This window comes from Kitasatospora sp. NPDC059812, assembly GCF_042732075.1.
Classification (GTDB): domain Bacteria; phylum Actinomycetota; class Actinomycetes; order Streptomycetales; family Streptomycetaceae; genus Kitasatospora.
In genome coordinates this window covers 10,992-36,870 of the sequence record NZ_JBHWIO010000044.1, presented here as the reverse complement: position 1 = coordinate 36,870, position 25,879 = coordinate 10,992, and the positions used below count along the sequence as shown (strand labels likewise).

Below are 25,879 nucleotides of genomic sequence, written 5' to 3'. Positions count from 1 at the left end.
TGGCCCGGCGGCCTCACCGAGGCTGCCGGGCCACCGGGCCCTCGCCCCCCGACGTCCCGGTTGTTCCGGTCACACCTGGTCACACCTGGTCGCAGCCTCAAATGCGGCCCGGATCACTTGCGACGGGAGGGAGGTGGCGGGAGGGAGGTGAGAGTCCCCGCGCAACGAGGCGCGCCTCAGCCGCTGGTATCCGCGCCGCCCGAGTCCTGGTCCGCCTGGCGCCACTCGCGGTAGCGCATCACGAAGCTGGCGTTCTCGCCGTAGATCCGCCGGCGTACGTAGAGGATCGGCCGTCCGTCCGGTGCGCAGCTGACCCCCTCGCGCAGGAGCAGCGGACTGCCGGCCGCGACGTCGAGTCGCTGCGCGTCGGCGATGTCGGCGGCGATCGCGCTGAACGAGCGCCAGTCGTATTCAAGTTCGATACCGATCGCCTCGGCCACCGCCACCGTGGTGTTCCGCGACTCCGTCGACTCCGCGAAGCCTGTGGGCAGCAGGTGTGTGGCCACCCAGTAGCTGTTCACTGCCCAGGGCTGGGCGGAGATCACGATCACGGTGTCGATGCGGGTCAGTGCGCTCGTGGGCAGCCGCAGGTGCTCGGCCGCCTGCCGGTCGGGCGCCGTGTCCGAGCCGACCGACACCTCCACGGCCCGTTCCTCGGTGCCCTTCAGGTCGCGCACGGGCACGGGCACGCTCTGGCTGCCGACATCGAGGCGGGCGCTGTTCGGGTCGACATCGATCGTGGCCCGCACGACCGGCCGGCGCACGAAGGTGCCGACTCCCCGCCGGATCTCGATCGCGCCCGCGCGGTCGAGCTCGGCGATCGCCTGGCGAACGGTCAATCGGTTGGCGCCGAACTGCCCGCACAGCTCCGGCTCGCTCGGCAGTCGGGAGCCCGGGGGGTACTCGCCGGTGTCGATGCGCTCCTGGATGGCGCGGGCGAACTGGAGGTACAACGGACCGTTGTTTCGTGGTGTCGGCACGTGGCGAATCCTACGGATCCGGCGCCCTGGGTCCAGTCCGGGTTCGCATCCGTGAAGTTCTCCTGCTGTTCAACCGGGTGCGGCTCGGCGAGGGATAGCATCTGCGGCATCTAGACGGCTAGACATCTAGATGCCTGGCCGGAGCCCCCAGCAGGCCCTGCACAGCCGCCTGGTGAAGAGCCCCGCCCCCCGGCACCCCCATCGAATGAATCGCAACACCACGACAACCCCGACGGGCAGGCCGACACCATGCACCACCAGCACGATCCGCACGCCTGGATCACCACACCCATCACCGCGAACCTCCTGCGCGGAGCCCTCGACCTGGAGCAGACCGAGCGCGGCCTGCTGCCGCACCGACTGCCCGCCTGGGCCCGCGCCCAGTGCGCCGACCCGCAGCTGGCCAGGGCAGAGTCCCAGCCCTCCGGTGTACGGCTGGCCTTCCGCACCCGGGCCACCGCCGTCGAACTGGACACCCTGCCCACCAAGACCGCCTACGTGGGTGCCCCGGCGCGCCCGGACGGCGTCTACGACCTGCTCGTCGACGGCCGCCTGGCCGGTCAGGCCGTCGTGACCGGCGGCGACACGCTGACCATCGACATCACCACCAGGACCGCCGAGCGCCGCCCAGGCACCGCCGGCACCCTCCGCTTCAGCGACCTGCCCGACCGGGCCAAGGACGTCGAGATCTGGCTGCCGTACAACGAGACCACCGAACTCGTCGCACTGCGGACCGACGCCCCCATCGAGCCCGTGCCGGACCGAGGCCGCAAGGTGTGGCTGCACCACGGAAGTTCCATCAGCCACGGTTCCGACGCCGCCGGCCCCACCAGCACCTGGCCCGCCCTGGCCGCTGCCCTCGGCGACGTGGAACTGATCAACCTGGGCCTGGGCGGCAGCGCCCTGCTCGACCCCTTCACCGCGCGCACCATGCGGGACACCCCCGCCGACCTGATCAGCGTCAAGATCGGCATCAACGTGGTCAACCACGACCTGATGCGCCTGCGTGCTTTCACCCCCGCCGTCCACGGCTTCCTCGACACCATCCGCGACGGCCACCCCCGAACGCCCCTGCTCGTCGTCTCGCCCATCCTGTGCCCCATGGTCGAGGACACACCCGGCCCCAGCACGATCGACCTCACCGCTCTCAGCACCGGACAACTCCGCTTCCGGGCAACGGGCGACCCCGCGGAGCGCGCGAGCGGAAAGCTGACGCTGGGCGTCATCCGGGACGAGCTGGCCCGCATCGTCGAACAGCGGGCCGCCGATGACCCGAACCTCCACTACCTCGACGGTCGCGACCTCTACGGACCGGCCGACGCCGGCGGCCTCCCGCTGCCCGACCAACTCCACCCGGACGCCGTTACCCACCAGCACATGGCCCAACGCTTCGCCACCCTCACCTTCACCACCCCGGGCCCCTTCAGCCACTGGCCGGAGCGGTGCTGTTCGGCCGGTTCGGCCGTGCGGTGTGGATGTAGTTGAGGAGTATGCCGGTGAAGGGCTCGGGGACTGGGGTGGGTGGATCGCCGAGCCGGAGCGCGACCTGATCGGCTTCGTGCTGGACCTCACGGATGGTGAGCCGGACCAGCCGCCGGATGGGCTGGGCATAGAGCAGGATCAGTGCGGTGGCGACCCCCTCCATGGGCGGGAGCTCGTCGCTGATCACGACCTTGCGGATCAGGGCGATGCGCCGGTGCCGGCTGACCGGGCCTGGGGCGGATTCTCGGAGAAGCCGGGAAGCCGGGCAGCGTCGTCGTTCAGCGCGAGCCGGCACAACCAGGTGCGGTACCAGCCGACTTGTCGGTATTCGACCGGCCCTGACGGGAGCTACGCGGCCGTCGAACCATCCCCCTGCGAGGCCGGGTTGAGGGCGGCGTAGTGTGCGCAGTGTGAAAGAACTGATCTTCCGGGGAAAAGACAGATTCCGCCCAGACTGGTCCGATCTCGGGCCGGTGCTCATCGTCGTCACGGTCGAACTCGTCGCCGGCCACCTGAAGTTCCACCTCGGCCTCGGCCCCATGCTCCTACTCGTCGGCGGGACCGTGGTACTGGCCGCCGCGAGCCGCCTCATCTCCATGCGGTACTGGAGCAGGGTCGGCACCGACGGAGTCACCATCTGCTGGGGGTTCGGCCGTGGCCGCACCTACTCCTGGCAACAGATCTCCTGGATCGACGTGTCGGAGTTCCAAGGCCGCGGCGCGCCCACACGTGTGGCCCGGATCCACACCACCGATGGCCGGCGCCACTGGATGTCCACTGTGATGGCCAGCGACCTCCACCCGTCGGAGGACTTCGACGCCGACTTCCGGCGGGTCGTCGACTGGTGGAAGCACAACACCAGTCCGAGCCAGCGCGTCCTGCCGCAGAAGCGGTTCCGGGACCGGCTGACGCCCGTGAGGGTCGCGGTGCTGTGCACCATCGCCCTCGCCGTCGTCCTCTTCGTCTTCACCGTGGTGCTGGCCCAGTAGCCACCTGAACGCGTCGGCCCGGTTCTCCTGACGGGCGTTGGGCCGTGGCGCTGCCATGGGGAGATCGGTCGGTCCTGTCAGCGAGCCGGTGGGGTGAGGGCGGTGCGGTCGAACGGGCCGCCGTGTGAGGCGGCGTACGTGACGGCGTCGTTGACGGCGCTGAGGCCGAACGACCGGACCCGTTCGGGGGCGAGGTCCAGGGTGCCCGAGGCGAGGAGCCGGATGAGGCCGACGTTCGCCGTACGCGGGTACATCCACTGGCCGCGCACGGTGACCGAGTTGCGCATGATCCACGGGTACGGGAGCGCGAGGTCGTCGCCGCCGAGCATGCCGACGCCGCCCATGAGAACGACGCGGCCGTACTCGCGCACGGTCATGGCTGCCGTGCGCGCCGCCGAGCTGGGTGCGCTCGGCGGCAGCAGGTCGATCACCATGTCGATCGGGCCGCCGCCCGCCGCGGACATCGCCGCGCGATCGCCGGCCTCGTCCCCGCTCAGCGGGACCGGGCGCACCCGCGGACCGAACCGGTCGGCGAGGAGGTCGAGCGCGGCCCGGTTGCGGCCGGGGGCGACCACGCGGCCCGCCCCCATGGCGAGCGCGACCGCGACCGCACTGCTGCCGAGGTTGCCGGTGGCCCCGCTGACGAGCAGCGTCTCACCGGCTGCGAGCCCGCCGGCCAGCAGCCCGCCGTAAGGGATGACGTGCACGCCGAGCGCGGCCCAGCGCGCCGGGTCGTCCCCCGCCGCCGTGGGCAGCAGGAAGACGTTCTCCGTCGGGACCCGCATGAGTTCGGCGAACGACCCGTCGTGCAGGTGCCGGGCGAGCCGCGCGCCGCCCTCGCCGCGGGAGCTCCAGCCCTGGAGCGTGATGTCGGGCGTCAGGGCGTCGTCCCGCGAGCGCACCGTGCAGTCGCACCACACCAGGTCGCCGGGGCGCAGCCGGGTGGCGTCCGGGCCCACGTGGACGACCCGTCCCACCCCGCCGATCCCGGGCACGACGGGAGGGACCAGGGGGTAGTTCCGCTCGCCGCTGAAGACCTCGGCCGCGTACGGGGCCACGCAGGTGGCGAGTACCTCGACCACCACCTCGCCGCCGCCGGCCTCGGGGTCGGGCACCTCCCGCACCGTGAGCGGGGCGCCGAACTGCGTCAGGACTGCTGCTCGCACGTGATGACCTCCATGTTCGTCCGTGTTCATCGTGTTCGTCGTGTTCGACAGTAGGAGCCCGGGGGGAATGCGGGAAGCGACGAACCGGCATCTGTGGTATGCGTATGCCGCATGGACATCTCCAGCACGGGCCTGCGGGTCCTGCAACAGATCGCCGAGTCCGGCAGCTTCACCGCCGCAGCCGCCCGGCTCGGCTACACCCAGTCGGCGGTCTCACGCCAGGCCGCCGCCCTCGAACGAAGCGCGGGCGCCACCCTGTTCGAACGCCGCCCCGACGGGGTGCGGCTCACCCCAGCGGGCCTGACCCTGCTACGCCACGCCCGCACGATCCTGGACTGCCTGACGGCGGCCGAGCGCGACCTCACCGGCGCCGCCCCGCGGAGCGAACTGGTGCGGCTGGGACTGTTCCTGAGCGCGGGCGCGGCCATCCTGCCTCCCGTACTCGCCCGCCTCGCGGCAACCGACCCGCAGATCACGGTCACGACGACCGAGGGCACCACCCCCACCCTGGTCCGGGCACTGCGCGCGGGCTCGATCGACCTCGCCGTCCTGACGTCCCGCCCGCCCCACCGGCCCTTGGACGGCGAGTCGCCGCGTCTGCACGTCGAGACCGTCGCGGACACCGAGCTGGTCGTGGCGGGCCTTCGACCGGAGCGTTCGCCGGCCGCACCGCGGTGCACGTCGACGAACTGGCCGACGCCCCGTGGATCGCCGCCCCGGCCTCGAACTCCGAGCCACTGCTCGGCGTCTGGCCCGGCCTGCCCGCACGGCCGCACATCGTCCACAGCGCGCGCGACTGGCTGACGAAGCTCCAACTGGTCGCCGGCGGCTTCGGGGTGACAACGGTGCCCTCCCGGCTCTCCCCGGTGCTGCCGCCCGGGGTGAGCCTGTTGCACGTCGAAGGCGCACCTCCCGAGCTCCGCCGGGTCCTCGTGGCGCGCCTCCCCGGCCGCCCGACCCCGCCGATCACGGCCGTCACCCGAGCTATCACCCGAGCCATCACCTCGACCGCCTGATACGTGCCGCCAGGGCCCCCGGCCCCGGCGCCGAGACCACCGACTCGCCGTGCACCAGCTGTCGGCGCCCGTGTGCAACCTTCTCGGTGGTGCGGCGGTGAGTAGGGCAGAGCGATGGCCCGGTTGGGTCGTCGCGCGGACGCGAAGAGGAATCGGATGACCGTGAGCGTATTGCACATCCCAGTGGAGGACCCGCCCCCGTCCGTCACGGCACCGGCTTCCGCGGGCGGCCCCGGCCTGCGGGAGCTTGACTTCGAGGGGTTCGCCGCCGCGCGCTGGCGGCAGTTGGTGCGCACCGCCTACCTGCTCACCGGCGACTACCACGAGGCCGAGGACGTGGTGCAGGCGACTTTCGCGAAGGTCTTCAGGAACTGGTCCCGGATCAGCCGCCTGGAGGAGCCGGACGCCTATATCCGCCGGGCCCTGGTGAACAACAACCTGAGCCGTCACCGGCGGCGCCGGGTCAGGCAACTGCTCGTGCCCGTCCTGCCCGATCGGGCGCACACCGCGGGCGGTGGCCACCACGACGTCGAGGAACGCTCGGTGCTGCTCCAGGCGCTGGCGGAACTGCCGCAGCGCCAGCGGGCCGTGGTCGTCCTGCGCTACTGGGAGGACATGAGCGAGTACCAGGTCGCCGAAGCGCTCGGCTGCTCGCTGGGCAATGTCAAGAGCCAGGCCAGCCGAGGCCTGGCGAAACTGCGCGGACACCCGGCGTTGGCCCCGTATGCGGCGGACACCGGTTCAACGAGCGACGGCACGAACGGAGACAACAGGTGATGGACACCGAGAACATGATGCGCGGCGCTCTGCGAGATGAAGCGGCCCGGGTCGCGGTGGCGGACTGGTCTGCCGGACCCGTGCAGGTCCAGGTACGCAGGCAGCAGCGGGGGCGCCGGGTGGCGATGGGCGCGTCGGCTGTGGTGGCCGCGCTCGCGGTGGTGGCCGGCACGGGCGCGGTACTGTCCGCGCAGCGCGCGGTCCAGACCGTCGGGCCGGCCTCGCAGGCCCTGGCCGTACCGGAGGGGCCGGCTCCCGAGGCCGTGGTGGTGGAGCCCGGCCAACAGCTGTCGTTGGGCCGCCAGGACTGGTGGATGCAACTGAACGACCAGGAGATCTGCATCCACGACGCCCCCGCCTACCGCAGCGGTCCGGGGTGCGGCGGGCACTCCTGGGCGGGCGGAGCGACCGAGATCGTCATGCAGTACTACGGGAACCCCCCGCAGTACCAGGAGGGTCTGTACAACCTCATCTACCACGGGCCCGGGCGGGTGGCCCGGATGACCATCGAGATAGACGGCCAGGTGTCCTGGTCCACCGTTGCCTCACTTCCCGGCAACCCGGGCTACGCCACCGGCTATGTCTGGGGGCCGCCCGGCCGCAAGACCCCCAACGGTTCGACGGCATACCCGTTCGAAGGCGTCAAGCTCGCCGCGTACGACGCTCAGGGGAAGGTGCTGGCGAGCAAGACGCTGACCTCCTGAATCAGACCGCCGCCGCGATCCCGGCGGTGCCCGGCCGGTCGGCCTGGTCCTCAACAGCACGCTCGGCTGGTGGTGGGCCGACCCCGCCAGCGGGTTCGTGATCGCCTTCTACGCGGTGCGCGAGGTCCGGGAGATCTTCTTCGGCGACCACTGACCTCCACCGGCCGCGCCGGTCGATACTTCAAGGGCGGGGGCCGCGCGTCGACGAGTAGTGGGTGTGGGTCCTGCGTCAACGCCTTCACCACCACGGTGGTGAAGGCGTTCTTCGCGCTCCGGGTCGTCTTCGTCGTGGACTCCGAAGGGGTCCAGCCAAGGTGAGCCCATGGGGTCGCGTCTCACCTCTCGGTGTCGCTGTCTCAGGTTCCGTTGCCGGATCCGCCGGTGGCCGACAACGAAACCTGAGACAGCCTGGCCACCGTCTGCTACGTGGCTTCGTTCACTTCAAGCGCCAGGCCGTGACGGTGAAGGCCTTTCGGGGCGGATGCCGACCGGAGCACGAACGCGGCCCTGCACCTACGAGATGACCTCGGTAACGGCTCCATTCGCCACGATTCCTGGGCCGTGCTGGAACGAGAAGCGCAGGCCCTTCACCAAGACAATCCCGCGGTCCAGAGTGGCAGTCAGGTCGGTGCTCTCGCCGGGCGTTGCCCTGTCAATCCCGTCCGGCAGCTTGATGGATCCGTCGATGATGTCTTCGCGAATGACGAACTTGGGCCGATATCCCGTGGTGATGGAGACGTCGCGGCCGCCTTCGTCCGCGCTCAGCACGTAGACGTTGGCCTTGAAGGTGGTGCGTGCGGTGAAGCTGCCCGGCTTGGCCAGGACCTGGCCCGGTTCGATGTCCTTGGCGGCCACGTCACGCAGCAGCACGGCCACGGCCTTCCCGTCCTGTTCTCCGTTGGCCGTACGGTCCACCTCGACCCCTGCACATTTGGCCACGAGGGACTTGCCACCGCCGACGATCTCGACTTCGTCCCCCGCCTTGACGCTGCCGAGTTCGATGCGGCCCCGTACAACGCTTCCGCCCCCCGAGGGAGAGTCGACGTCCACGACGGACATCAGGAACGGCTCGTCGGCTGCCGCCTCGGCTGTCTCCTCTGACATAGGTGACTTCTCCTCGTGTGGGTGGTCTGTGTGGACTGCCGGTGGAATGGGCGGCAGCACCTGGTCGCAGGAGCTGCGGAACGCATGCTTGCCCCCGCCTCTTCTGGCGGTCCGTCAGATTGTGCAAATCCTTCCCCACAGTAGTCTCTTGCGGCGGACCAGACCGACCGGCACGACGACCAACAACCGTGTGCGCAGACACAGGCCAGCGGCAACCGAACCCGAGAAACTCGGCGGCAAACCCGCCTGAGCGACAACGGGATGTGAGACCAGTCAGCTTGCCTGCTCTCACATCCCGTTGCATCAGCCCAGTTCAGGCGCCATCCCACCGACAAAGATCAATTGAGGCAGGACATCCGATAACATCGTCATGTGACGATGACAACTCCCTCTCCGACTGTCGACCGGGTGGAGCTCGCGCCGGCGGCGGACCTGTTCCGCTCGCTCGGCGATCCGGCCCGCCTGGCGATCTTGCGCCACCTCGCGGTGAGCGAGGCCCGCGTGGTCGACCTGGTCGAGCAGCTCGGCCTGGCCCAGTCCACGGTCTCCAAGCACCTGGCGTGCCTGCGCGAGTGCGGACTCGTCGACTCCCGCCCGGTCGGCCGGGCCTCGGTCTTCACACTGACCCAGCCGTCCCTGGTCGACCTGCTCGCGGCGGCCGAAACCGTGCTGGCCGCGACCGGCGACGCGGTCGCCCTCTGCCCCACCTACGGCACCCCGGACGGAGCAGGCGAATGAGCGCCCCCGAGACCAGCGCCGAGGAGCTGACCATTGCCGAGGAACCCGGCGGCTGCCACTGCGAGCCCAACTGCACCGACGCCTGCTGCCGCCCGCCCATCGAGCGGGACGACGCCTGGCACGCCGCCGCCCGCAAGGCCAAGCTGCTGTCCTGGCTGTCCCTGGGCTACATGGCCGCCGAGGGCGCGGTCGCCATCGTCGCCGCGGTGCTGGCCTCCTCGGTCGCGCTGCTCGGCTTCGGCCTGGACTCCGTGATCGAGGGCCTGGCCTCGGTGATCATCGTGTGGCGGTTCAGCGGCTCCCGGACCCTGTCCGAGGACGCCGAGGGCAAAGCCCAGAAGGCCGTGGCGGTCACCTTCTTCCTGCTCGCCCCGTACATCGCCTACGACGCGATCTCCACCCTGATCACGGGCGAGAAGCCGTCCACAAGCTGGCTCGGCATCGCCCTGTCGATGTCCTCACTGATCGTCATGCCGCTGCTCGGCCGGGCCAAGCGCCGCCTGGGCAAGATCCTGGACTCCGGCGCCACCTCCGGCGAGGGCACCCAGAACCTGCTGTGCGCCTACCTGGCCGCCGCCGTCCTGGTCGGCCTGCTCGCCAACACACTGTTCGGCCTGTGGTGGCTCGACCCCGTCGTCGGCCTCCTGGTGGCCGGCCTCGCGGTGCGCGAGGGCATCGAGGCATGGCGCGGCGAGGAGTGCGGCTGCTGAACCACCAGCTCCCACAACGCCCGAAGGGCGGCCCCAGCCACCCGGCCGGGGCCGCCCTTCGGGCGTTGGCGGGGACGTCAGCCAGCCACCGGCGCTTCCTCGGCCACTCGCTGCCCGATCACGGGGCTCCGGGCTCCGACCGGCCCGGAACCCGGCCTGGCGGGTCCACATCGGATCGTGGCGACCCTGGGACCCGAGGGCACCGACGCCCACTGCGAAGCCTTGCGCCACTTCGGCACCGTGCTGCTCGTCGACTCCTTCGAGTCGGCTGTGCGGACAGCTCTTGACGGTGGATGCCACGCGATGGTCGCCGCCGGCTACGGGGCGCTGACCTCGGGCATCCTGCCCCACCTGGCCACGCTGCCGGACACCCGCGTGGCCCTCAACAGCCGCCACCTCGCCCAGGCCCCGCACCCCGCAATCCCCCTCATCACCCCGGCCGAGATCACCGAGCACCGCCCGGACCTGATCGCCGGCTGCTTCGAGAGCGATGCCCGCAGCCGCACCTTCTGGACCCACGAGCACGTCGCCGCCGCCATCACCGAGCACCACCCGGCGTGCATCGAACTGTCCACCCTCAGCCCCGAGCGGCCGAGCAGTGGCACCGGGACATCACCACCCTCGGCGGCCTCCCCTGGGAGTGTCCCGTCACCGGCTCCCGCCCCGGCGCCAGGGCCGGCACCCTGTCCGCGTTCCTCTACGCGCCCACCCCGCACGAGGCAGCCGAACGCGCCCTGACCGCCTTCACCCGCCACCGCTACCAGTTCACCGTCCCGGGCCACCCGGCCCGTTTCAAGCCGATCTTCAACGCCTGGGGCGCCACGCTCCTCTACGCGGCAGGCGAGTTCGCCCGCGGCGACCACCGCACCGGACACAGCGGACACATCACCTCAGACCTCGACCTGATCCCCGTCGTCGCCACTCCGGCTGACGTGTCGGCTGCCCGGACCGCGGTGGAGCCGATCCTGTGGCGCCTCGCCGACGCCTTCCACATCGAGGCGACGGCCTCAACCTCGGCCCGGGCGCCTTCGGGCCGCCCGGCCCCGACGACGGCGACCCGCACACGGCGCTGGCTTGGGCGATCCAGCCCGTCACCTACTACCTGGCCAAGGCCACCGCCCAGAACCTGCCGACCAACCTACTCAAGGCCCGGTCCGCGGCGGTAGGGCTGGCCAACACCTTCGGCCTGAGGGAGGTGCGCGACAGCCTGGACAACCTCCCCGGCGCCCTGCGCAACCTGATCGCCGAACGCCGCATCGCCCCGCTCGACTCCACCGCCCGCTACCTCGACGCCCCCACCCACCCCGTCATCGCGCAGGCTGTCCGCGACGCCGTCTTCGTCGAGAACCAGGGCCTGCCGTTCGCTCTCTCGGCTGTCGCCGTGCTGCCGTCCATCCCGAACTGACCGACACGGCCAAGATCCTTTTCAGTGGCAGCGAGGGTTGTCCCGTCTCTTGTGTCCTGAACATGAAAGGGAGTTGGTTGTAGGACAGCTTCCAGGAATGGTGCTGTGCGGATGATGAAGGTTTTGGCCCTTCGGAGTCGCCCTGCGGGGGGGAGGCTCCAAACCACCTCATGCTGCGTTGGCTGAAGACCGTCGTGGTGAGCGATGAGGAAAAGGTGTCGTAAGAGGCGTCAGATGGGGACCGGGAAGACGAACGCAAGTGAATCGCTGCTGACGTGTCGAAAGACAGACAGATGACATCAGAACCGGGGTGTGAGACGAACTCCGGGATGAGCCTGGCGGGTGTTCGCCTATTGGCCAGGTGGTGTCCGGTATGTAGGCGACGTGAGTCCGGTCTGCGGCTTCCGCATGGAACAGGAGAAGGCAGGTCCGATACTGCCCGCCGCACAGCGGTGGGCGAGAGGGAGTGCCCCAAGCAGCGGACACTGCGAGGGGTCGAGTACCGACGCGGGTCCTGCTGGCGGACCGGCCCGTAGTAGCGGTGAAGCCCCTGTAACGGGGGTGGAGCGAAGGGGCCGGGTCGTTCGTGACTGTGTTGATCGCATCAACCGGATGTTCTCCGGGAGGAGTTCGATGGGCCAGTTGAAGTCTCAGGTCAAGCCGTTTGATATTTCGAAGTGGGAAGTCAAGGGGGCGTGGGAGGAAGTCAGGGCGAACAAGGGCGCTCCTGGGGTGGACGGGCAGAGCATCGCCGACTTCGAGAAGGACCTTCAGAACAATCTGTACAAGGTCTGGAACCGGACGTCGTCGGGCTCCTGCTTTCCGCCTCCGGTGCGCGCGGTGGTCATTCCCAAGTCGCACGGTGGAGGCCGTCTGGTTCGAACGCTATGCGGACGACGCGGTGCTGCACTGCGTCACCGAGCGCCAGGCCCGTGAGGTGCTGGCCGCGCTCACGGACAGGACGGTCGAGGTCGGGCTGCGTCTGCACCCGGACAGGACCCGGATCGTGTACTGCAAGAACGGATCCCGCCAAGGCTCCTACGAGCACGAGGCGTTCACGTTCCTCGGGTACACGTTCCGCGCCAGGCGAAACCGGGCTCGGCACGGCAGGCTCTTCCTGTCGTTCGAGCCGGCGGTCAGCCAGGACGCTCTGGCGAGGATCGGCCGGGAGGTGCGCTCCTGGCAGCTGCACACCCGCTCCGATCTTTCCTTCAATGAGCTCGCCCGATGGGTCAACCCCATGGTGGCGGGCTGGATCAACTACTTCGGCCGCTTCCGGCCGTGGGAGCTGCATCCCTTCTTGATGCGCATCAACGCCTACCTGGTGCGCTGGATCCGCCAGAAGTACAAGCGGCTCAAGGCCAAGCGGAAGGCCATCGCGAAACTGCGGGAGATCGCCCAGCGATATCCCTGCATGTTCGCGCACTGGCGCCTCACCGTGGACGCCTCGTCGGCGTACACCTGAATGTGCACAGGCGAGTACAGCCGAACGTGCACAGCGGTGGTGCCCGAGTTCCGTTGGTGGTTCGGCTTTGCCGGTCAGTTCTGCTCGGAGGCGAGGCGTGCCGCGCGGGTTGTGAGGTGGCGCCGTTCCGGTGTGCTGGTGGCGCGTCGGGCTGCCTCGCGATAGGCGTGGGCCGCTGCGTCGAGGTCGCCGAGCTGTTCCAGGAAGTGGGCGCGGGCGGCGAGCAGGCGGTGGTGGCGGGCCGTCCGTTTGTCGGATTCCAGTGCCGCCAGCAGGTCGAGCCCGGCAGCGGGTCCGTGCACCATGGCGACGGCTACCGCGCGGTTGAGGGTGACCATCGGGTTCGGTGCGAGGTGCTCCAGCAGGTCGTAGAGGGTGAGGATCTGCGGCCAGTCGGTGGCGTCGACGTGCTCGGCCTCGTCGTGGACGGCGGCGATGGCCGCCTGCAGTTGGTACGGGCCCACCTGTCCGCGGGGCAGGGTGCGGCTGATCAGGTCGAGGCCCTCCGCGACAAGTCGGCGGTTCCAACGGGCGCGGTCCTGCTCGGCCAGCGGCACCAGGTCGCCGTCGGGTCCGGTGCGGGCGGGGCGGCGCGCGTCGGTGAGCAGCATCAGGGCAAGCAGCCCGGCCGTTTCGGTGTGGTCGGGCAGAAGGCGGTGCAGCAGGTGGGTGAGCCGGATCGCCTCGGCCGACAGGGCCGGCGCGGTCAGGTCGGCGCCGTCGGTGGCGGTGTAGCCCTCGTTGAAGATCAGGTACAGCACGTGGAGCACCGCCTCCAGCCGTTCGGCCCGGTCGGCTGCCCTCGGCATGCACAGCGGGGTGGCGGAGGTTTTGACGGTTTGTTTGGCGCGGCTGATGCGCTGGGCCATGGTCGCCTCGGGGACGAGGAAGGCCGCGGCGATCTGGGCGGTGGTCAGGCCGCCGATCGCGCGCAGTGTCAGGGCGATCCGGCTGGGTTCGGACAGTGCCGGGTGGCAGCACAGGAACAGTAGCGCCAGGGAGTCGTCCCGGTCCGTGTCCGGTTCGGCGTCGGCGGCGCGGCTCAGCAGCTCGGCCTGCGGAGTGGCCAGGGCGATCCGGTCCTCGCGGCGCCGGCGCGCCTGCTCACTGCGGACCTGGTCGACCAGCCGGCGGGAAGCGACGGTGACCAGCCATCCCCGGGGATTGTCCGGCGTTCCCTCGGCGGGCCACTGGAGGGCGGCGGCCAGCAGCGCCTCCTGGACGGCGTCCTCGCATGTGTCGAAGACGCCGTACCGGCGGATGAGCGCGCCGAGGACCTGCGGCGCCAGTTCGCGCAGCAGGTCCTCGACGCCGGGCCTCTCGGTCACAGGTCCGTCGCGGCGTCGTGCAGCACCGGCCACAGCTCGACCGGCTCGATGTCCGCGAAGGGCATGTCGGCGGCGATCTCCTGCGCGCGCTCCAGGGACTCGCAGTCCAGCATGTAGAAGCTGGCGATGTACTCCTTGGTCTCCAGGTACGGCCCGTCGGTGACCGCCGGGACGCCGTCCTTTCGGCGCACCAGCTGCGCGTTGGCCGCGTCCGCCAGGCCGTAGGCGCCCAGCAGTTCACCGCTGTCGCGGTACTTCTTGTTGAACGCGTCCTGCTTGGCGATCGCCTCGGGCCAGGCATCGGCCGGGAAGGAGTCCCACTTGGCCTGGTTGCCGTAGATCATCGCAACGTACTTCATCAGGTGTCCCCTTGTGTCCCGCGCGCCCACTCGGCGCGCTTGCACCCCTCAGTCGGAGCCGGGCACAGGTCCTCGACATCCGGCACGAAACAATTCCGTCGGCTGTTCTTCCGAACCGTGGTGGCGGGCTGAACCGCCCGAACGGGACAAACGATCAACCTACCCGGCGCCCTCCGTCCAGGGACAGCCACCCGCACCGGTGCACGTTCGCGCGTACCCGACTGTGCAGATTGACCCGTACGCCGGCTACTGGGGCAACTACCACGCCGGGATCGTTGCCGGGCTATCTGGTGATACCTCCATCGCGCGGCATCGCCTCGACCAGGTCCTGGCCGAGGATGCCTTCGCGCCTTGGACGGTCCAAGCTCAGGACTGCGCCCGGCAACTCCACGGACTGGCAGGAGACTCCGAAGCCTTCCGGGACTGGGCGACGGCAGCCACCACCTCCTGCAGGCAGCGACTCAAGCTCCAGACGTGGGAGGCAGCAGCGATCAGCGGCAGCTACTGGAGCTGACTCGCGCGCCGAAGCTGCCGCGCTCGGTGAGAATCCCACCGCTTGCCGGGCTCGACCAGTGCCCCGTGTCCATCGATCCGGTCCCTGTCTCAGGTGATCCGGTCCGATTCGTCCGTCATCTCGGATGATCCGGTCTGGGCCGGCCGCGCCTGTTCCCGAGGCAGAGCCTGGTCGCCTCGCTGGATCCGTCGCGGCGCCCCGGACAACGGCCGGGGACCGGCCGGGGCGAGACTGCTCTCATGAGAGTCAGATGCCTGCAGATCATCCACCCCGCGGCCGACGTTCCGGTCGCGGAGTTCGACGGGATCCGGGTGGGCGGTGTCTACCCGGTTGCGGAGATGGTCGCATGCGACATCGATTGCCAGATTCGCGTGCTCGGCCCCGAGGTGCCCGATCCCGGACTGCTCTGGGACCCCGCCCACTTCGAGACAGTGGACACCCGAATACCACCTGGCTGGACCCTGGTCATCGACGGCGGCAGTACCCGCCTCGCGGACGCCCGTTGGCAGCGCCCCGGCTTCTGGGCCGACTACGGCCACGGCGACCCGCGGGCCCGGGCCGACTACGAGTACGTGAAGCGTGAACTCCTCGCCGCCGCCCCACCACCCGAGAACTGACCCCTGCGCCGGGGCGGGGGAGAGCGCGGCGGCGGTCGACCCCGACCATCGGGCCCTGTTGGACGCGGCCTTCGGTCCGCTCAGACGGGCGCTGCCGCTGTCGTAGCGCCATCGCTGCCGTAGCGCCGCCGTGGGCGCGAACGCGAACGCGGACGACGGGCGGCCGACAGGCCGAAGTGGCCTGCGGTCGACCGCCGTTCAGAAATCCCCGCGACTACTCGACGACGAGCGAGACCGGAATGTTGCCCTGGGCGGGTGTCGCAGGCGCCTTGGCCGGCCCCCCAATAGCCGCTGGCCGGGTTGTTCGACGGAAGGACATTCCACTCCAGGGACGTACCCGGGGAACGGGACATGGCCGCTCCGAGATCCGCCGGACCAAGGTAGCCACTGTCAACAACCTGCTTTTCCCCGGCGCCTGCCAGGCGGTCCAGGTCAAGCGCCGCCGCACCGACCGCAAGACCGGCAAGACCACCATCGCGACCATCTGCGCGGTCACCAGCCTGACCGCCGAACAGGCCACTCCCGCCCAGCTCGCGCAACTGATCCGGAACCACTGGAAGATCGAGGCCCTGCACCACGTCCGCGACACGACCTTCGCCGAGGACGCCTCCCAACTGCGGACCGGGAACGTCCCCCGCGCCATGGCGACCTGGCGCAATCTCGCTATTGGAGTCCTACGGCTGAGCGGCGTCAGGAACATTGCGGCCGGCCTCCGCCGCAACGCGCGCGACGCACGCCGCCCCCTCGCGCTCCTCGGCCTTGCGTGATCAGCTCTGGCGCCGAACCCGGTGACACGCGTGTGCCGTACAGGGAGACTGGCGATACACATATACGAGCAGTCGAAGGCCGAAGGGCAAAGAGTGGCACTGGCGAAGAAAGGGTCCCGCCGCATTGTCGTCGACGGCGTCGAGTACCGCTGGCGAGTGAGCAGGAAACCGTGCTGCGACTACGACGGCATCACCTTGGGTTACATGGTGGAGGACGCGGCCTGTCCCGGAACGACGCTCGTCGTGGAGACCGGTCGGCCGGCCGTGCTCGAACCGAACATGCTGCCGGCTGAGGTCGTCCTGCCGCGCGAAGTCGCCGCAGGTATTCGGGCCGGGCGGTCGAACGGCTGGACGCCCAGCTCCAACGGTTCGCCGTTCAAGCTGCACCTCTCCGCTGTCTGACCGGGACGTACCGAAAGAGGCGCGGCAGCGCGGGCGGGAAACCGGTCTCCCACGGGATCCGAGCGTGGCGGAGCCTGGCCACGTGCTACGACGAGACGCCCGACAACTGCATGGTGAGGCTCCAGCCGGGCCGCCCGGCTCGGTCGGCTTGCTCTCGCCGCCGCAGATCGGGCGGTGTGGACAGCGACGTCGTCGCTGTCCAACTGGCCGTTTCTGTGTCCGAGTTGCCCGCGCTTCGGTCGCGGGGGGGCGTTCGGGTCTGCGGTCAGCTCTCGACCCTGAAGGAGCGCGGGTGCGAGTTGAACCTGACCGAACGGCCGGCCGACACGCTGAACAGCGATCCGCCGGTGCAGTCCTCGCCCCAGTAGAAGCGGACCGTGCTGTCCGTCGCGTTGTTCACGCCTGACAGGGGCCCGTGCGCCTCCCTCGGGACGTCGTAGCAGCCGGGGGCCGGGTCGAGGTACGGCACGCCCGGGCCGCTGCCCGATCCGTCGGGGAAGATCACGTTGTAGAACGTCAGGGTGCCCGTGGCGGCCTGGGCGGACGTGGGGACGGCCACGGCCAGCGTCCCCGCGGCGATGAGGGTACCGATCGTCGTGACGAGGCGTCGCATGATGGGACCTCCGGTACGCCGGGCCGCTAGGTGCGACCCGTGATCGCAACCAACGGTAAGGTTGCGTACGCGAATCGTCACCGGCGTGAAGGGGTGCGAACGGCGCGCGAAGACGATGCCCCTGCCAGGTGAGAGCCCGACGGGGGCGCGGCCCCGTTGGGCCTCCGTGTTGCCGATGACCTGCGGGTGCTCCGAGTCGGGCATTGCGTTGAACCCTTCCTGCCGCCGCCGTGGCGCCCGCCCATCCGAATTCCTGATGCGCCCATAAGTGCGGCCGCCGCAAATGGATTAGGGATAGCGGATCCGGCGATAGTGATGACCGCGCGAACGCATCTCGGCCCGCTGGTGGACGCTCTTCGACTCGGCGGCGCATCGCTTCTGATTCGACGCGTTCCACGACGGCTGTGCAGCCCAGGAGTGCCGGGCTGACCGAAAGAATGTAGAGGGACGGAATTCAATGGCATCTGAAAGCCAGTCCGGTGACGTCGCTTCGTGGAGGCGCCCGGCGTGTGCGGCGGCCTGCCTGATCGGGATTGTCACCCCGCTCCTCGTATGGCCGTCCGCATTCGCGGCGGACGGCCCGCCCGACCTGCTGACGAACGGGAGCTTCGAGGAACCGTACATGAGTTCGGACAAGGGCTGGCAGGACTTCCCGGAGGGCGCGGTGCCGGGCTGGCGCGCGTCCGCCACGGACCACCTCATCGAGATCCGGAACGGGCAACTCCGGTACGGCAAGGTGCCGCCGGACAGCGGAAAGCAGTACGCCGAGCTCAACGCCAATGAGCCCTCGTCCCTCTACCAGGACGTGCGTACGATCCCCGGGTCGGTGATGCGCTGGAAGATCGCGCACCGCGGACGCCAGGGCGTGGACGTGATGCGGGTGAGGATCGGCGCCCCGACCGGTGAGTTGGTCGCCCAGGTCCCGGAGAAGGCGAAGAGCCCGGACCTCGCCGACGGAAAGACGGCCTGGGGGCATTACGAGGGGTTCTACACCGTCCCCGAGGGGCAGACGGTGACACGCTTCGCGGCCGCGTCGGTCTCCACGTTCGGCAACGACCCGAGGCGGGGCAACCTCGTGGACTCCCTGTCGTTCGTCACCGGACCGGTCGTGAGCGTCACGAAGACGGTGGCGGGAGCACAGGACCAGCGCGGCGTGGCCGTCGGTGATGAGCTGACCTACACGGTGAAGGCCGTCTGGCCCGCACCGGTGCTTTCCTCTTGTCGCTCGTCCTGTACGTCCCGGTGGGCAGAACCGACGTCCGGGTCCGCGCCAGGTTCGGCGCGGGTGCGCCGGCCGACGCCATCCGGCTTGAGGTCAAGGGCGTGAACATCGATCCCACCGTGCCCGTGGGGGCCGCCTCGCGCATCGCCCGATCGAAGATCGTCCGAGGTGGCGCCCACGGCGTCGCCGGCTGAACTGCCGAGGCAAAGTCTGATGTGAATTCAGATCTGTGATCACACAGGCGGTTTGGCCCCTGGTCTGGACGCCGACCCGGCCGCCGCACCGCCGTCGCATCCCGGGCCGGACCGCCGCCCGCGGGTGCCCGGTGCGGGCGCCGGCGGGCGGAGGTCGTCGTCCAGGCGTTCAGCCCGTTATGGGGTTGAACATCGGCACCGCGGTGCAGGGGCGGTCACTGGTCCAGCCCGTAGTAGAGGGCGAAGTACTCCGTCACCTGCTCGGTGTACGGCAGCAGGCCGGGCAGTTGGGTGGTCAGCGCCTCCTGGACGGCGGCGGCCAGCTCGACCCGGTCGGTGGTGTGGTCGCGGACGTACGGGTCGATCCGGCGGATCAGCTCGTAGTTGCTGGAGATGTCCTCCTTGGCCATCGACCTGTCCAGGGCGGACGCGCCCGCGCCGGGTTCGGCGGCCAGCTTGCGGCTGACGTAGGTGACGCGGTGCAGCACCCGCCAGCACGGCGGCCGCTTGTCGGACTGCTGGGCCTGGCGCAGCGCGGCGGCGTGCGCGCTGTCTCCGCCGAGCCAGAGCGGGTCCACCACCTTGCCGTAGAAGTCCTCGAAGTTCTGGGTGTCGGTGTCCAGGTAGAAGGTCATGAATCGGTAGGCGTCCACCCGGCCCGGGACCTCGATCGCCGCGCCCGTCTCCTTGTCGTACTCCGGGTCCCCGGTGGCGTTGTACTTCTGCAGGTCGCCCGGCACGTCGCAGGTGATGTTGAGGCTGAACGAGCGGGTCGACTCCTTGCCGCGCGAGCGGGTCACGGCGATGCCGCCGCCGACCGAGGCGTCGAACTGCACGTTGGCCCCGATGCCGAAGACCTTCACTCCGCCGCCCACCGAGCCGCCCAGCGAGCCGGAGAGCTGGTAGCTGCCGGAGGTGACCTCGGTGACGGAGTCCATGGTCTCGGTGGTCTCGGCGAAGAAGCCGCCGTCGGCCGACCAGACGTAGGTGTTGACCAGGCTGCGCTTGGCGTGCGCGTCGGTCGGCTTGGCCTTCCCGCCGCGCTGCGCCGGGTCCTTGATCGGGCCGACGAAGCCGGAGAGCACCTGCCGGGCCCGCTCGGCCGTGGGGTCGGCGTGGTGGGTCTCGGTGGAGACGGCGTCGTAGAAGGTCTGGAGGCGCTGCTGGTCCTCGATGATCCGCCGCTTGAGGGCATAGGCCTCGCGCGGCTTGAAGTAGCTCAGCTCTCCGCCCGGGGGCAGGTCCTGGTACTCCTCCTCCATCACCTGGCTGCCGTTCTCGTCCTGGCCGACCGAGCCGTCGAGGCTGCCCTGCTTGGTGTAGCGGGGGTTGATCGGGAAGGGGATGAGGTTCCAGTCGCGCGGGATGTCGGGGTTGGGCATCATCCGGTAGCAGACCAGCGCCCGGTTGTGGGCGAGCCGCAGCGCGAAGACGTCGGCCGTCTCGGACTGCACCAGGGCGTAGCCGGTGTTGGAGGGGACGAAGCGGCGCCCGTTGTCCTTGTTGAGCTGTTTGGTGGTGTCCGGCGTCTCCCAGCCGCCGGAGAGGCCGACGGCCGTCAGCCGGCCGGTTTGCCAGCCCTGGGAGACCTCGGTCTCGTCGCCCCAGGCGTTGGCGAACTCCGTCTTCGCCCGCACGCCCCAGTCGAAGCCGCCCTCGATGATGGGCTTGGCGATGCCGAAGCCGAGCGGTGCGCTGATCAGCAGTGAGTCGGCCGAGGCCTCGTTGTTCACCGCGAGCTCCATGGCGGCCGTGATGCTGCGCTCGCGGCTGGAGGAGAGCGTGTTGACCACGCTGTCGGCCCGCTCGAACTCCACCTTGGTGGCGTCGATGTAGCTGAACAGCTTGGGGCTCTTGCTGGCGATCAGGTTCTCCGAGGGCACCGGCGGGGCGCCCTCGATGTACCCGGTGATCTGCGGGTCGAACTGCACCTGGGCGACCCACTCCGAGACCAGGTCGCCGACCTTGTATCCGGTGACCAGGTGCCAGGCGCCGTCCCGCACGTAGGCGTACACCCGCTTGAGCGCGCCGCTGCTGCGCCCGTAGTGGTCCCGCTGGAGGTCGGCGTACTCCTGCACGGCGGGGGCGCTCTGAATGGTGGCCAGGTAGGTGCTGGGCGTCTTGACGAAGACGGGTTGCACCTCGGCCACGTCCCCGGAGACCGGTGCGGTGGAGAGCACGGGCGTGGGGCGCTTGGTGGCGTCGTCGGCCAGCGTGAGGTGCAGACCGCGCGGGCCGCTGTCGGTGACCAGCGTGGAGTCCGCCTCGGTGGAGGCGTCGTCGAAGGAGTACGCGGCGATCAGGTCCTCACGCTCGCCCCGCAGGCGCCCGAAGAGGTTGTCGAGGACGTTCTCCTCCGTCCGGACGGTGCGCCAGATCCGCACCTCCTCCAACTCGCCCCGGTACAACTGCTGCGGGGCGCCCCGCTTGCCGTCGACCGACGGGTACCGGCCGCCGAGGCTGAACTGCCGGCCGCCGCCGTAGTCCGCGAAGCCCTCCTGGTCCGCCGTACGCGGCTTCACCACCACCGGGCGGCCGTTCAGGTAGACCCGGAAGGTCGAGCCGAGCGGGTCTGGGTTCTTGGTCCAGGTCGCGCCGTGCAGGCGCAGGGGGTGTGAGCCGGTCTCGTCGGCCGCGGTGTTGCCCTCGTTCTCCTCGAAGCGCCAGTGCGCGACCAGGCCCTCGTCCCCCCGCGCGCCGCTGCCGAGCCGGGCCTTGTCCCGGGCGAGGTTCCACAGCCGCACCTCGCTCACCGTGCCGGTCAGGTGCCGCGGATCGGCGCCCGACCAGCCGCAGCCGAGCTCCAGCGGGCCGCTGGACCTGGCCGGAACCAGGTCGTGGTCGCGCAGCTCGCCTGCCGCCTCGCCGTCGATGTAGAACGCGATGTCGTACCACTTGTCCAGCAGCATCGAGTCGACCACGTCCACCTCACGGCTGACCGGCTTGCCGTCCTCGGTGTACGAGATGGTCTTCTTGCCCTTGGTCTCCACGAGCTGCCGCCCGGCCTTGCGGACCACCGCGACCCGGTGCGCGGTACCCGCGGTGAGGGTGCCGGCGGAGACGTGGGTGCGCACGGTGCCGTCGGCGAGTTCGACGCTGTGCACCAGGTGACCGGTCTCGTCCACGCCGAGCTGGAAGGGCACGCCGTGCTCCCGGCCGCCCCGTAGGCGGCCCTTGGAGATCAGGCCCTGGTAGCCGTCCTTGAAGCCGTCGACCCGGACGTGCACCTCGACGGTGCAGTCCCCCGTGAGGTCGAGCGCGTCACCGTGCTCGGCCACGGCCGAGGAGCGTCCGGCGAAACGCAGCGCCCAGGACTGCTCGAAGCCGGCGGCGAGGTGCGTCCACTCGCCGTCCGGCACCGTCTCCTCGGTGGTCACCTGCTGGTCGCCGACCCCGACCAGGACCGGGCGGCCGCCGACGGTCGCCGTTCCGAGCGCCAGGGCGTACGAACCGAGTTCGGGGTGGCTGAAGTTGACGATCCGGGCGAGTTCGGTGCTCGCGGCGGGCCTGACCCAGGCCTCCAGGGTCAGGTCGTCCGGCGCCGCGGCTCCCGGCACCGCCGCGACCGGGCAGTCCAGCGGTTCGGCCCCGTCCTTGAACTCCCAGGACCGGCCCGGGGTGTCGCCCCACCAGCGGTTGGGCTTGATGCCCGCCAGGTCGGTCGCGGTCCCGTTCGCCAGGGTGCCGGTGCGGTGGGTGTACGTGGCCTCCACCAGCCGGGAGCCGAAGGCCTTGGTCGCGCCCGCCCGGCTGAGCGTCACCAGCCTGGGCGTGTGTTCGGCGGTCGTGACGGCGCGCCCGGCCGCCTCCGGGACGTCCTTCGGGCCGTACCCGACGGTGAGTTCGGTCGTCCCGGCCTCCGCCTCCGCGGTCGTCAGGTAGGGCTGCTCGCCGACCAGCAGCAGCGTGCCCGCCGCCAGTGCCCGGACGGTCCCGGCTTCCAGGGTCAGCGTGCCGCCCGCCAGCGTCTTGACCGTGCCGACGGCCTGCGGCGTCTCGCGTACCCCGTTGAGCGCGTCGGCGGCCAGGCCCACGTCGCGGGGCAGCAGGTCCCAGACCTCCTGGTCGGTCACGGTGCTGCCGTCGGCGGCGGTCTCGGTCAGGGTGAGCTTGCACCGGTCCGGACTGGTGGTGGCCTCGACGGTGGCCGTCACCCGGGCCAGGTCGGTGCTCGGGTCACCGGCCGTGAGCAGCAGCTGCACGCTGCCGCCCGCCGCCAGCTGCTTGACCGAGCGGCCCACCGAGGTGTCGTAGTAGGCGGCGGTGAACCTGTCGTCGCCGTCCCGGAAGTAGAGCCCCAGCTGGCCGGAGCCGCTGTCGAGCAGGTACGGCGTGTCCCGGGTGGTGGCGAAGCTCAGCAGGGCGCCCGCCCGGCCCAGACCGGACCTGTCACGGCCCAGGCTCGGCATCGCGAGGCTGAGCGTGCTGCGGCCGGAGGTGCCGCCGGTGGCCTGGCCGAGTTCGGCCTCCTTGTCCTCCAGCCTGCGCCTGGCGGCGTCGTAGGCCGCCTGGAGCCCGCCCTCGCCGTCCACGTCCCGGGCGATCCGCAGGCGCTCCTGCAAGACCAGGTACTCGCCGTGGGCCTCGTTCACCGCCGCGTCCGGGTCGCCGACGCGGACGGCCTTCATGACGGTGAGCAACCCGTCGGGGCCGCACAGGAGCGCCGGGTTGCCCTCCTTCGCCTTCGGATCGGCACCGACGTTCTTGGTGGGACTGTGGGTGGTCAGGGCGTAACCGTCCCCGTCCCGCTTGAGGAGCAGGGTGCTCGCACCGCTCCTTGACGGTGTCAGACGCAGGGGGGTCGTCTCCTCCGCCTCAGTCCCACAATGGCCGAGGAGCCACTGCTGGCTCCCCACGTGCCTCAGCGCCCCGATGGTCCAGCCCTTGCGGATCGTCACGCCGGACGTCACGAACTGCCACTGGGCCGTCGCGTCGGTCACCCCGGGGGCAAAGGTCAGCACCCTCCTGGTCCAGGTGGTCGGCGCGGCGGCCACCAGGTTGCCCCGCTTGGCGCCGTCCTCGTCACCGCCAGAGGAGAAGCGGATCAGGACAGTGCCGCTGTCGAGGACGAGGCCGGCCTTCTCCGCCTTCTTGCGCTTCGCCTTCGCATCGGTCCAGGCCCGCTCTGCCGACTGGGACGCCCTCTCCAGCTGGTTCCAGCGGGCCAGGTCCTTCCTGGCCCGGTCCAGCGCGGCCTTGGCCTGTGCCTCCTCCTTCCTGAGCTCGGCGACCTCGGTCGTCAGGGTGTTGACCTGCGCGGCGTCCACCGGCTTGGCGGTGGCGCCCACTTCGTCCAGGTCCAGGGCGTCGGGGAGCTGCGCGAGCCGGCCGTCCCGGGCCACGGCGAGGTCCAGGGTGGCGACCTTGGGCGCCGGCTCGCCGTCCTTGGCGGACGACCAGGCCACCAGCACGCGGGCCTGCTTCTTCGCCGGCGCGGGCTGCTGGGCGTGCCCGGCGGGCGCGTCCTCCTGCTGGTGGTAGAGCAGGGCGGAGAGCCCGGAGGAGACGGTGCGGCCGGACAGCGCGAAGCTCTCCCGCCGCATCCCCGGGTGGTCGCCGATCGGCGCCTCGGAGGTCACCCAGCTCACTCCGCCGGTCAGCGTGCCGTGCGCCGACCGCTGCGTGGCGTCGAGCACCCGGGTGCCCGAGCCGGCGTCGAAGCGGTAGTAGCCCGTCAGGCCCGGTTCGTCGCCGACCAGCCGGTAGGAGCGGCCCTCGGCCAGCTCGGCCGGCTTGTGGGCGCGGTCCCAGATCCGGATCTCGTCGATCACCCCGCGGTAGCAGCCCCCGGCCTTACCGCCGACCTCCTGGGCGCCGACCGTCAGCCGCGTCCGCTCGCCCTTGCCCGGCGGGAGCTCGCCCGCCGTGCCCGCGACCCCGTTCACGTACAGGGTGGCGCTGGTGCCGTCGTGCACCACGGCCACGTGGGTGTAGACCCCTTCACCCGTCGGCACCTCGACCGCGGAGGCCACCTCGGTCTTCGTGCCGTCCGCGTCGTGCTGCACGGCCACCTTGCCGTCGTCCCGCAGCTCCAGCCGCCAGCGCTCGGGCGTGGTCGAGGCCTTGGCGTCGGGAGCCGTCCCGGTGGCGGACAGCAGTGTGCTGCCCCAGGCCTGCGGGCTGAGCCACAGCTCCACGGTGTACGGGCCCGCGCCGAGCGGCAGCGGCTTCGTGGTGTCCACCGCGAGCAGGCCGTCGACGCCGTCGAAGGAGAGCGCCGTCTCGGCGAAGCCCTCCCGGCGTTCGGCGGGCACCAGGTCCTTGCCCGTGAAGGGGCACCTGCCCGGCTTCCGCTCCAGCACGGCGTCGCGGTACCTGGCGTCGGGGCTGGTGTAGAGCCGCGAGCCCTGGGTGTGGAACAGCCCGTCCTTGCCCTGCTCGACGTTGACCGCGTCGATCAGCCCGGCCTCGGGCTTGTCGACGAAGAACTGCCAGCGGCGCAGGCCACCGACCTCGGTCGGCAGCAGCACCGTCGCGAAGCGGCCGCCGGTCACCTTGCCCAGGAACCCGAGCTCCAGTGTGGGCTCGTGGAAGACCCGCCCGTCCATGTCGCTGGTGCCCAGGCTGTCCTTGGCCGAGTCCGGGATCGTCCGGTGGCGGCTGCGCCGGTAGCGCACCTCGGGTACCGGCAGCAGCTTCGCGCCCGCCACGATGAACCGGTCGCAGAGCAGCGCGTCGACCGCCAGGCCGGCCTTCTGCCCGTCCACCAGCTGGAGCCGGTCGCTGGTCGGGTCCGAGGTGTACGTCCCCTCACCGGTGCGCAGCAGCGCGTCCTCGTGGCCGACCGCCACCGACTGGCGGAAGACGTAGAGGTACTTGCCGTCCGAGAGCGCCTGGAACGGCACCTCGGCGGTGAGGCGGGCGGTGCTGGAGAGGAAGGCGTCCGTCTCCTCCGGGCTCAGCAGCTCGTCCGCAGGTGCCTCCGTCCGGGTGCCCCGTCGTACGGCGGGCAGCCGGGTGGCGCCCAGCACGGCGAAGCCGACCTTGGCGATCTCGCTGGGGAAGCGCAGCTCGCTCGGGTCGTCCGCCCAGTGCAGCACGTCGAGTTGGCTCGGCTCCGCCTGCGGGTCCTTCAGCGCCTTCGCGGTACCGGCGGGCACGCTGTCCAGATCCAGCACGCTGTAGTGGATGCGGCGGTCGGCGGCCAGCGCCAGGGCCACCGTGGTACCCGCGTGACGCACCAACGTGGTGTGCAGGTACCGGCGATCGCTGTAGACCTTGGTACGGGACGTGTCGGGGGACAACGTTTCCTCACTTCCGGTTCGAGGGCCCGTCCGGGCACGACGACGCACCCGGGCCCGTCGATTCCCCCGGGGGAGCAGCGCGT

At 70.6% G+C, this 25,879-nt stretch carries 22 protein-coding genes and 1 pseudogene; 15 read left to right on the top strand and 8 right to left on the bottom strand.

Features of this window, described 5'->3' with window-relative positions; all coding sequences use genetic code 11:
- Positions 1-176 precede the first annotated feature (176 nt).
- Positions 177-980 (bottom strand): GntR family transcriptional regulator, encoded by an 804-nt coding sequence (locus ACFV6D_RS22080; RefSeq protein ID WP_380560868.1) that lies wholly within the window; start codon positions 978-980, stop codon positions 177-179.
- A gap of 249 nt (positions 981-1,229) precedes the next feature.
- On the opposite strand from ACFV6D_RS22080, the gene ACFV6D_RS22075 reads away from it, so the two are divergent.
- A complete protein-coding gene (locus ACFV6D_RS22075; protein ID WP_380560867.1) occupies positions 1,230-2,465 on the top strand; it encodes a GDSL-type esterase/lipase family protein in 1,236 nt (411 codons plus the stop codon).
- Here ACFV6D_RS22075 and ACFV6D_RS22070 read toward each other — a convergent pair.
- Complete coding sequence (locus tag ACFV6D_RS22070; RefSeq protein WP_380560866.1) at positions 2,404-2,649, bottom strand: hypothetical protein; 246 nt, start codon at positions 2,647-2,649, stop codon at positions 2,404-2,406. The genes ACFV6D_RS22075 and ACFV6D_RS22070 overlap by 62 nt on opposite strands.
- Positions 2,650-2,935: 286 nt before the next feature.
- On the opposite strand from ACFV6D_RS22070, the gene ACFV6D_RS22065 reads away from it, so the two are divergent.
- Positions 2,936-3,451 (top strand): hypothetical protein, encoded by a 516-nt coding sequence (locus tag ACFV6D_RS22065; protein WP_380560865.1) that lies wholly within the window; start codon positions 2,936-2,938, stop codon positions 3,449-3,451.
- Between the two features lie 77 nt (positions 3,452-3,528).
- On the opposite strand, the gene ACFV6D_RS22060 is transcribed toward ACFV6D_RS22065, so the two are convergent.
- Positions 3,529-4,617, bottom strand: coding sequence for an alcohol dehydrogenase catalytic domain-containing protein (locus tag ACFV6D_RS22060; protein ID WP_380560864.1), 1,089 nt, complete (start codon positions 4,615-4,617; stop codon positions 3,529-3,531).
- A 111-nt stretch (positions 4,618-4,728) separates the two neighbouring features.
- On the opposite strand from ACFV6D_RS22060, the pseudogene ACFV6D_RS22055 reads away from it, so the two are divergent.
- The 3 genes and pseudogenes from ACFV6D_RS22055 (at position 4,729) to ACFV6D_RS22045 (ending at position 7,114) form a co-directional block, all read left to right on the top strand.
- A pseudogene (locus tag ACFV6D_RS22055) lies at positions 4,729-5,633 on the top strand (LysR family transcriptional regulator).
- 156 nt (positions 5,634-5,789) lie between these two features.
- Complete coding sequence (locus ACFV6D_RS22050) at positions 5,790-6,410, top strand: SigE family RNA polymerase sigma factor (protein ID WP_380560863.1); 621 nt, start codon at positions 5,790-5,792, stop codon at positions 6,408-6,410.
- Positions 6,410-7,114, top strand: coding sequence for a hypothetical protein (locus ACFV6D_RS22045; protein WP_380560862.1), 705 nt, complete (start codon positions 6,410-6,412; stop codon positions 7,112-7,114). Before ACFV6D_RS22050 ends, ACFV6D_RS22045 begins: the two co-directional genes overlap by 1 nt.
- 513 nt (positions 7,115-7,627) lie before the next feature.
- Here the strand turns inward: ACFV6D_RS22045 and ACFV6D_RS22040 are convergent.
- Complete coding sequence (locus ACFV6D_RS22040; protein ID WP_380560861.1) at positions 7,628-8,218, bottom strand: hypothetical protein; 591 nt, start codon at positions 8,216-8,218, stop codon at positions 7,628-7,630.
- 378 nt (positions 8,219-8,596) lie between these two features.
- Between ACFV6D_RS22040 and ACFV6D_RS22035 the strand changes: the two genes are divergently transcribed.
- From ACFV6D_RS22035 to ACFV6D_RS22015, 5 genes are all read left to right on the top strand, one after another.
- Positions 8,597-8,956 (top strand): ArsR/SmtB family transcription factor, encoded by a 360-nt coding sequence (locus tag ACFV6D_RS22035; protein WP_380560897.1) that lies wholly within the window; start codon positions 8,597-8,599, stop codon positions 8,954-8,956.
- A complete protein-coding gene (locus ACFV6D_RS22030; protein WP_380560860.1) occupies positions 8,953-9,666 on the top strand; it encodes a cation diffusion facilitator family transporter in 714 nt (237 codons plus the stop codon). The genes ACFV6D_RS22035 and ACFV6D_RS22030 overlap by 4 nt, the downstream gene beginning before the upstream one ends.
- A 177-nt stretch (positions 9,667-9,843) precedes the next feature.
- Positions 9,844-10,404 (top strand): hypothetical protein, encoded by a 561-nt coding sequence (locus tag ACFV6D_RS22025; RefSeq protein ID WP_380560859.1) that lies wholly within the window; start codon positions 9,844-9,846, stop codon positions 10,402-10,404.
- A 229-nt stretch (positions 10,405-10,633) separates the two neighbouring features.
- A complete protein-coding gene (locus ACFV6D_RS22020; RefSeq protein WP_380560858.1) occupies positions 10,634-11,071 on the top strand; it encodes a hypothetical protein in 438 nt (145 codons plus the stop codon).
- 862 nt (positions 11,072-11,933) lie between these two features.
- Positions 11,934-12,536 (top strand): group II intron maturase-specific domain-containing protein, encoded by a 603-nt coding sequence (locus ACFV6D_RS22015; protein WP_380560857.1) that lies wholly within the window; start codon positions 11,934-11,936, stop codon positions 12,534-12,536.
- A gap of 74 nt (positions 12,537-12,610) precedes the next feature.
- On the opposite strand, the gene ACFV6D_RS22010 is transcribed toward ACFV6D_RS22015, so the two are convergent.
- Positions 12,611-13,864 carry an RNA polymerase sigma factor gene (locus ACFV6D_RS22010; RefSeq protein WP_380560856.1) on the bottom strand — a complete coding sequence of 418 codons (1,254 nt, stop codon included), beginning with the start codon at positions 13,862-13,864 and terminating at the stop codon, positions 12,611-12,613.
- Positions 13,861-14,223, bottom strand: a complete 363-nt coding sequence (locus ACFV6D_RS22005) for a YciI family protein (protein ID WP_380423056.1) — start codon at positions 14,221-14,223, stop codon at positions 13,861-13,863. Before ACFV6D_RS22005 ends, ACFV6D_RS22010 begins: the two co-directional genes overlap by 4 nt.
- 223 nt (positions 14,224-14,446) lie before the next feature.
- Between ACFV6D_RS22005 and ACFV6D_RS22000 the strand changes: the two genes are divergently transcribed.
- The 4 genes from ACFV6D_RS22000 to ACFV6D_RS21985 all read left to right on the top strand — a co-directional run bounded on the left by ACFV6D_RS22000 (position 14,447) and on the right by ACFV6D_RS21985 (position 16,523).
- Positions 14,447-14,737: a hypothetical protein gene (locus tag ACFV6D_RS22000; protein WP_380423057.1), complete on the top strand. Its 291-nt coding sequence runs from the start codon at positions 14,447-14,449 to the stop codon at positions 14,735-14,737.
- Between the two features lie 239 nt (positions 14,738-14,976).
- Positions 14,977-15,354: a hypothetical protein gene (locus tag ACFV6D_RS21995; RefSeq protein WP_380560855.1), complete on the top strand. Its 378-nt coding sequence runs from the start codon at positions 14,977-14,979 to the stop codon at positions 15,352-15,354.
- Between the two features lie 239 nt (positions 15,355-15,593).
- Positions 15,594-16,121 (top strand): transposase, encoded by a 528-nt coding sequence (locus ACFV6D_RS21990; RefSeq protein ID WP_380560854.1) that lies wholly within the window; start codon positions 15,594-15,596, stop codon positions 16,119-16,121.
- Positions 16,122-16,214: 93 nt separating this feature from the next.
- On the top strand, positions 16,215-16,523 hold the full coding sequence (locus ACFV6D_RS21985) for a hypothetical protein (protein WP_063352105.1): 309 nt from the start codon (positions 16,215-16,217) through the stop codon (positions 16,521-16,523).
- A gap of 265 nt (positions 16,524-16,788) precedes the next feature.
- On the opposite strand, the gene ACFV6D_RS21980 is transcribed toward ACFV6D_RS21985, so the two are convergent.
- Complete coding sequence (locus tag ACFV6D_RS21980) at positions 16,789-17,136, bottom strand: hypothetical protein (protein WP_380560853.1); 348 nt, start codon at positions 17,134-17,136, stop codon at positions 16,789-16,791.
- A 622-nt stretch (positions 17,137-17,758) separates the two neighbouring features.
- On the opposite strand from ACFV6D_RS21980, the gene ACFV6D_RS21975 reads away from it, so the two are divergent.
- Complete coding sequence (locus ACFV6D_RS21975) at positions 17,759-18,463, top strand: hypothetical protein (protein WP_380560852.1); 705 nt, start codon at positions 17,759-17,761, stop codon at positions 18,461-18,463.
- Between the two features lie 304 nt (positions 18,464-18,767).
- Here ACFV6D_RS21975 and ACFV6D_RS21970 read toward each other — a convergent pair whose 3' ends face one another.
- Positions 18,768-25,796, bottom strand: a complete 7,029-nt coding sequence (locus ACFV6D_RS21970) for a LamG-like jellyroll fold domain-containing protein (protein ID WP_380560851.1) — start codon at positions 25,794-25,796, stop codon at positions 18,768-18,770.
- Between the last annotated feature and the right edge of the window lie 83 nt (positions 25,797-25,879).

Coding starts and splice junctions, on each gene's coding strand:
- ACFV6D_RS21975 (WP_380560852.1), top strand. CDS start 17,759: ATGAGTTCGGACAAGGGCTGGCAGGACTTCCCGGAGGGCGCGGTGCCG.
- ACFV6D_RS22005 (WP_380423056.1), bottom strand. CDS start 14,223: ATGAAGTACGTTGCGATGATCTACGGCAACCAGGCCAAGTGGGACTCC.
- ACFV6D_RS21995 (WP_380560855.1), top strand. CDS start 14,977: ATGAGAGTCAGATGCCTGCAGATCATCCACCCCGCGGCCGACGTTCCG.
- ACFV6D_RS22050 (WP_380560863.1), top strand. CDS start 5,790: ATGACCGTGAGCGTATTGCACATCCCAGTGGAGGACCCGCCCCCGTCC.
- ACFV6D_RS21980 (WP_380560853.1), bottom strand. CDS start 17,136: ATGCGACGCCTCGTCACGACGATCGGTACCCTCATCGCCGCGGGGACG.
- ACFV6D_RS22035 (WP_380560897.1), top strand. CDS start 8,597: ATGACAACTCCCTCTCCGACTGTCGACCGGGTGGAGCTCGCGCCGGCG.
- ACFV6D_RS22040 (WP_380560861.1), bottom strand. CDS start 8,218: ATGTCAGAGGAGACAGCCGAGGCGGCAGCCGACGAGCCGTTCCTGATG.
- ACFV6D_RS22045 (WP_380560862.1), top strand. CDS start 6,410: ATGGACACCGAGAACATGATGCGCGGCGCTCTGCGAGATGAAGCGGCC.
- ACFV6D_RS21990 (WP_380560854.1), top strand. CDS start 15,594: ATGTTGCCCTGGGCGGGTGTCGCAGGCGCCTTGGCCGGCCCCCCAATA.
- ACFV6D_RS22075 (WP_380560867.1), top strand. CDS start 1,230: ATGCACCACCAGCACGATCCGCACGCCTGGATCACCACACCCATCACC.
- ACFV6D_RS22030 (WP_380560860.1), top strand. CDS start 8,953: ATGAGCGCCCCCGAGACCAGCGCCGAGGAGCTGACCATTGCCGAGGAA.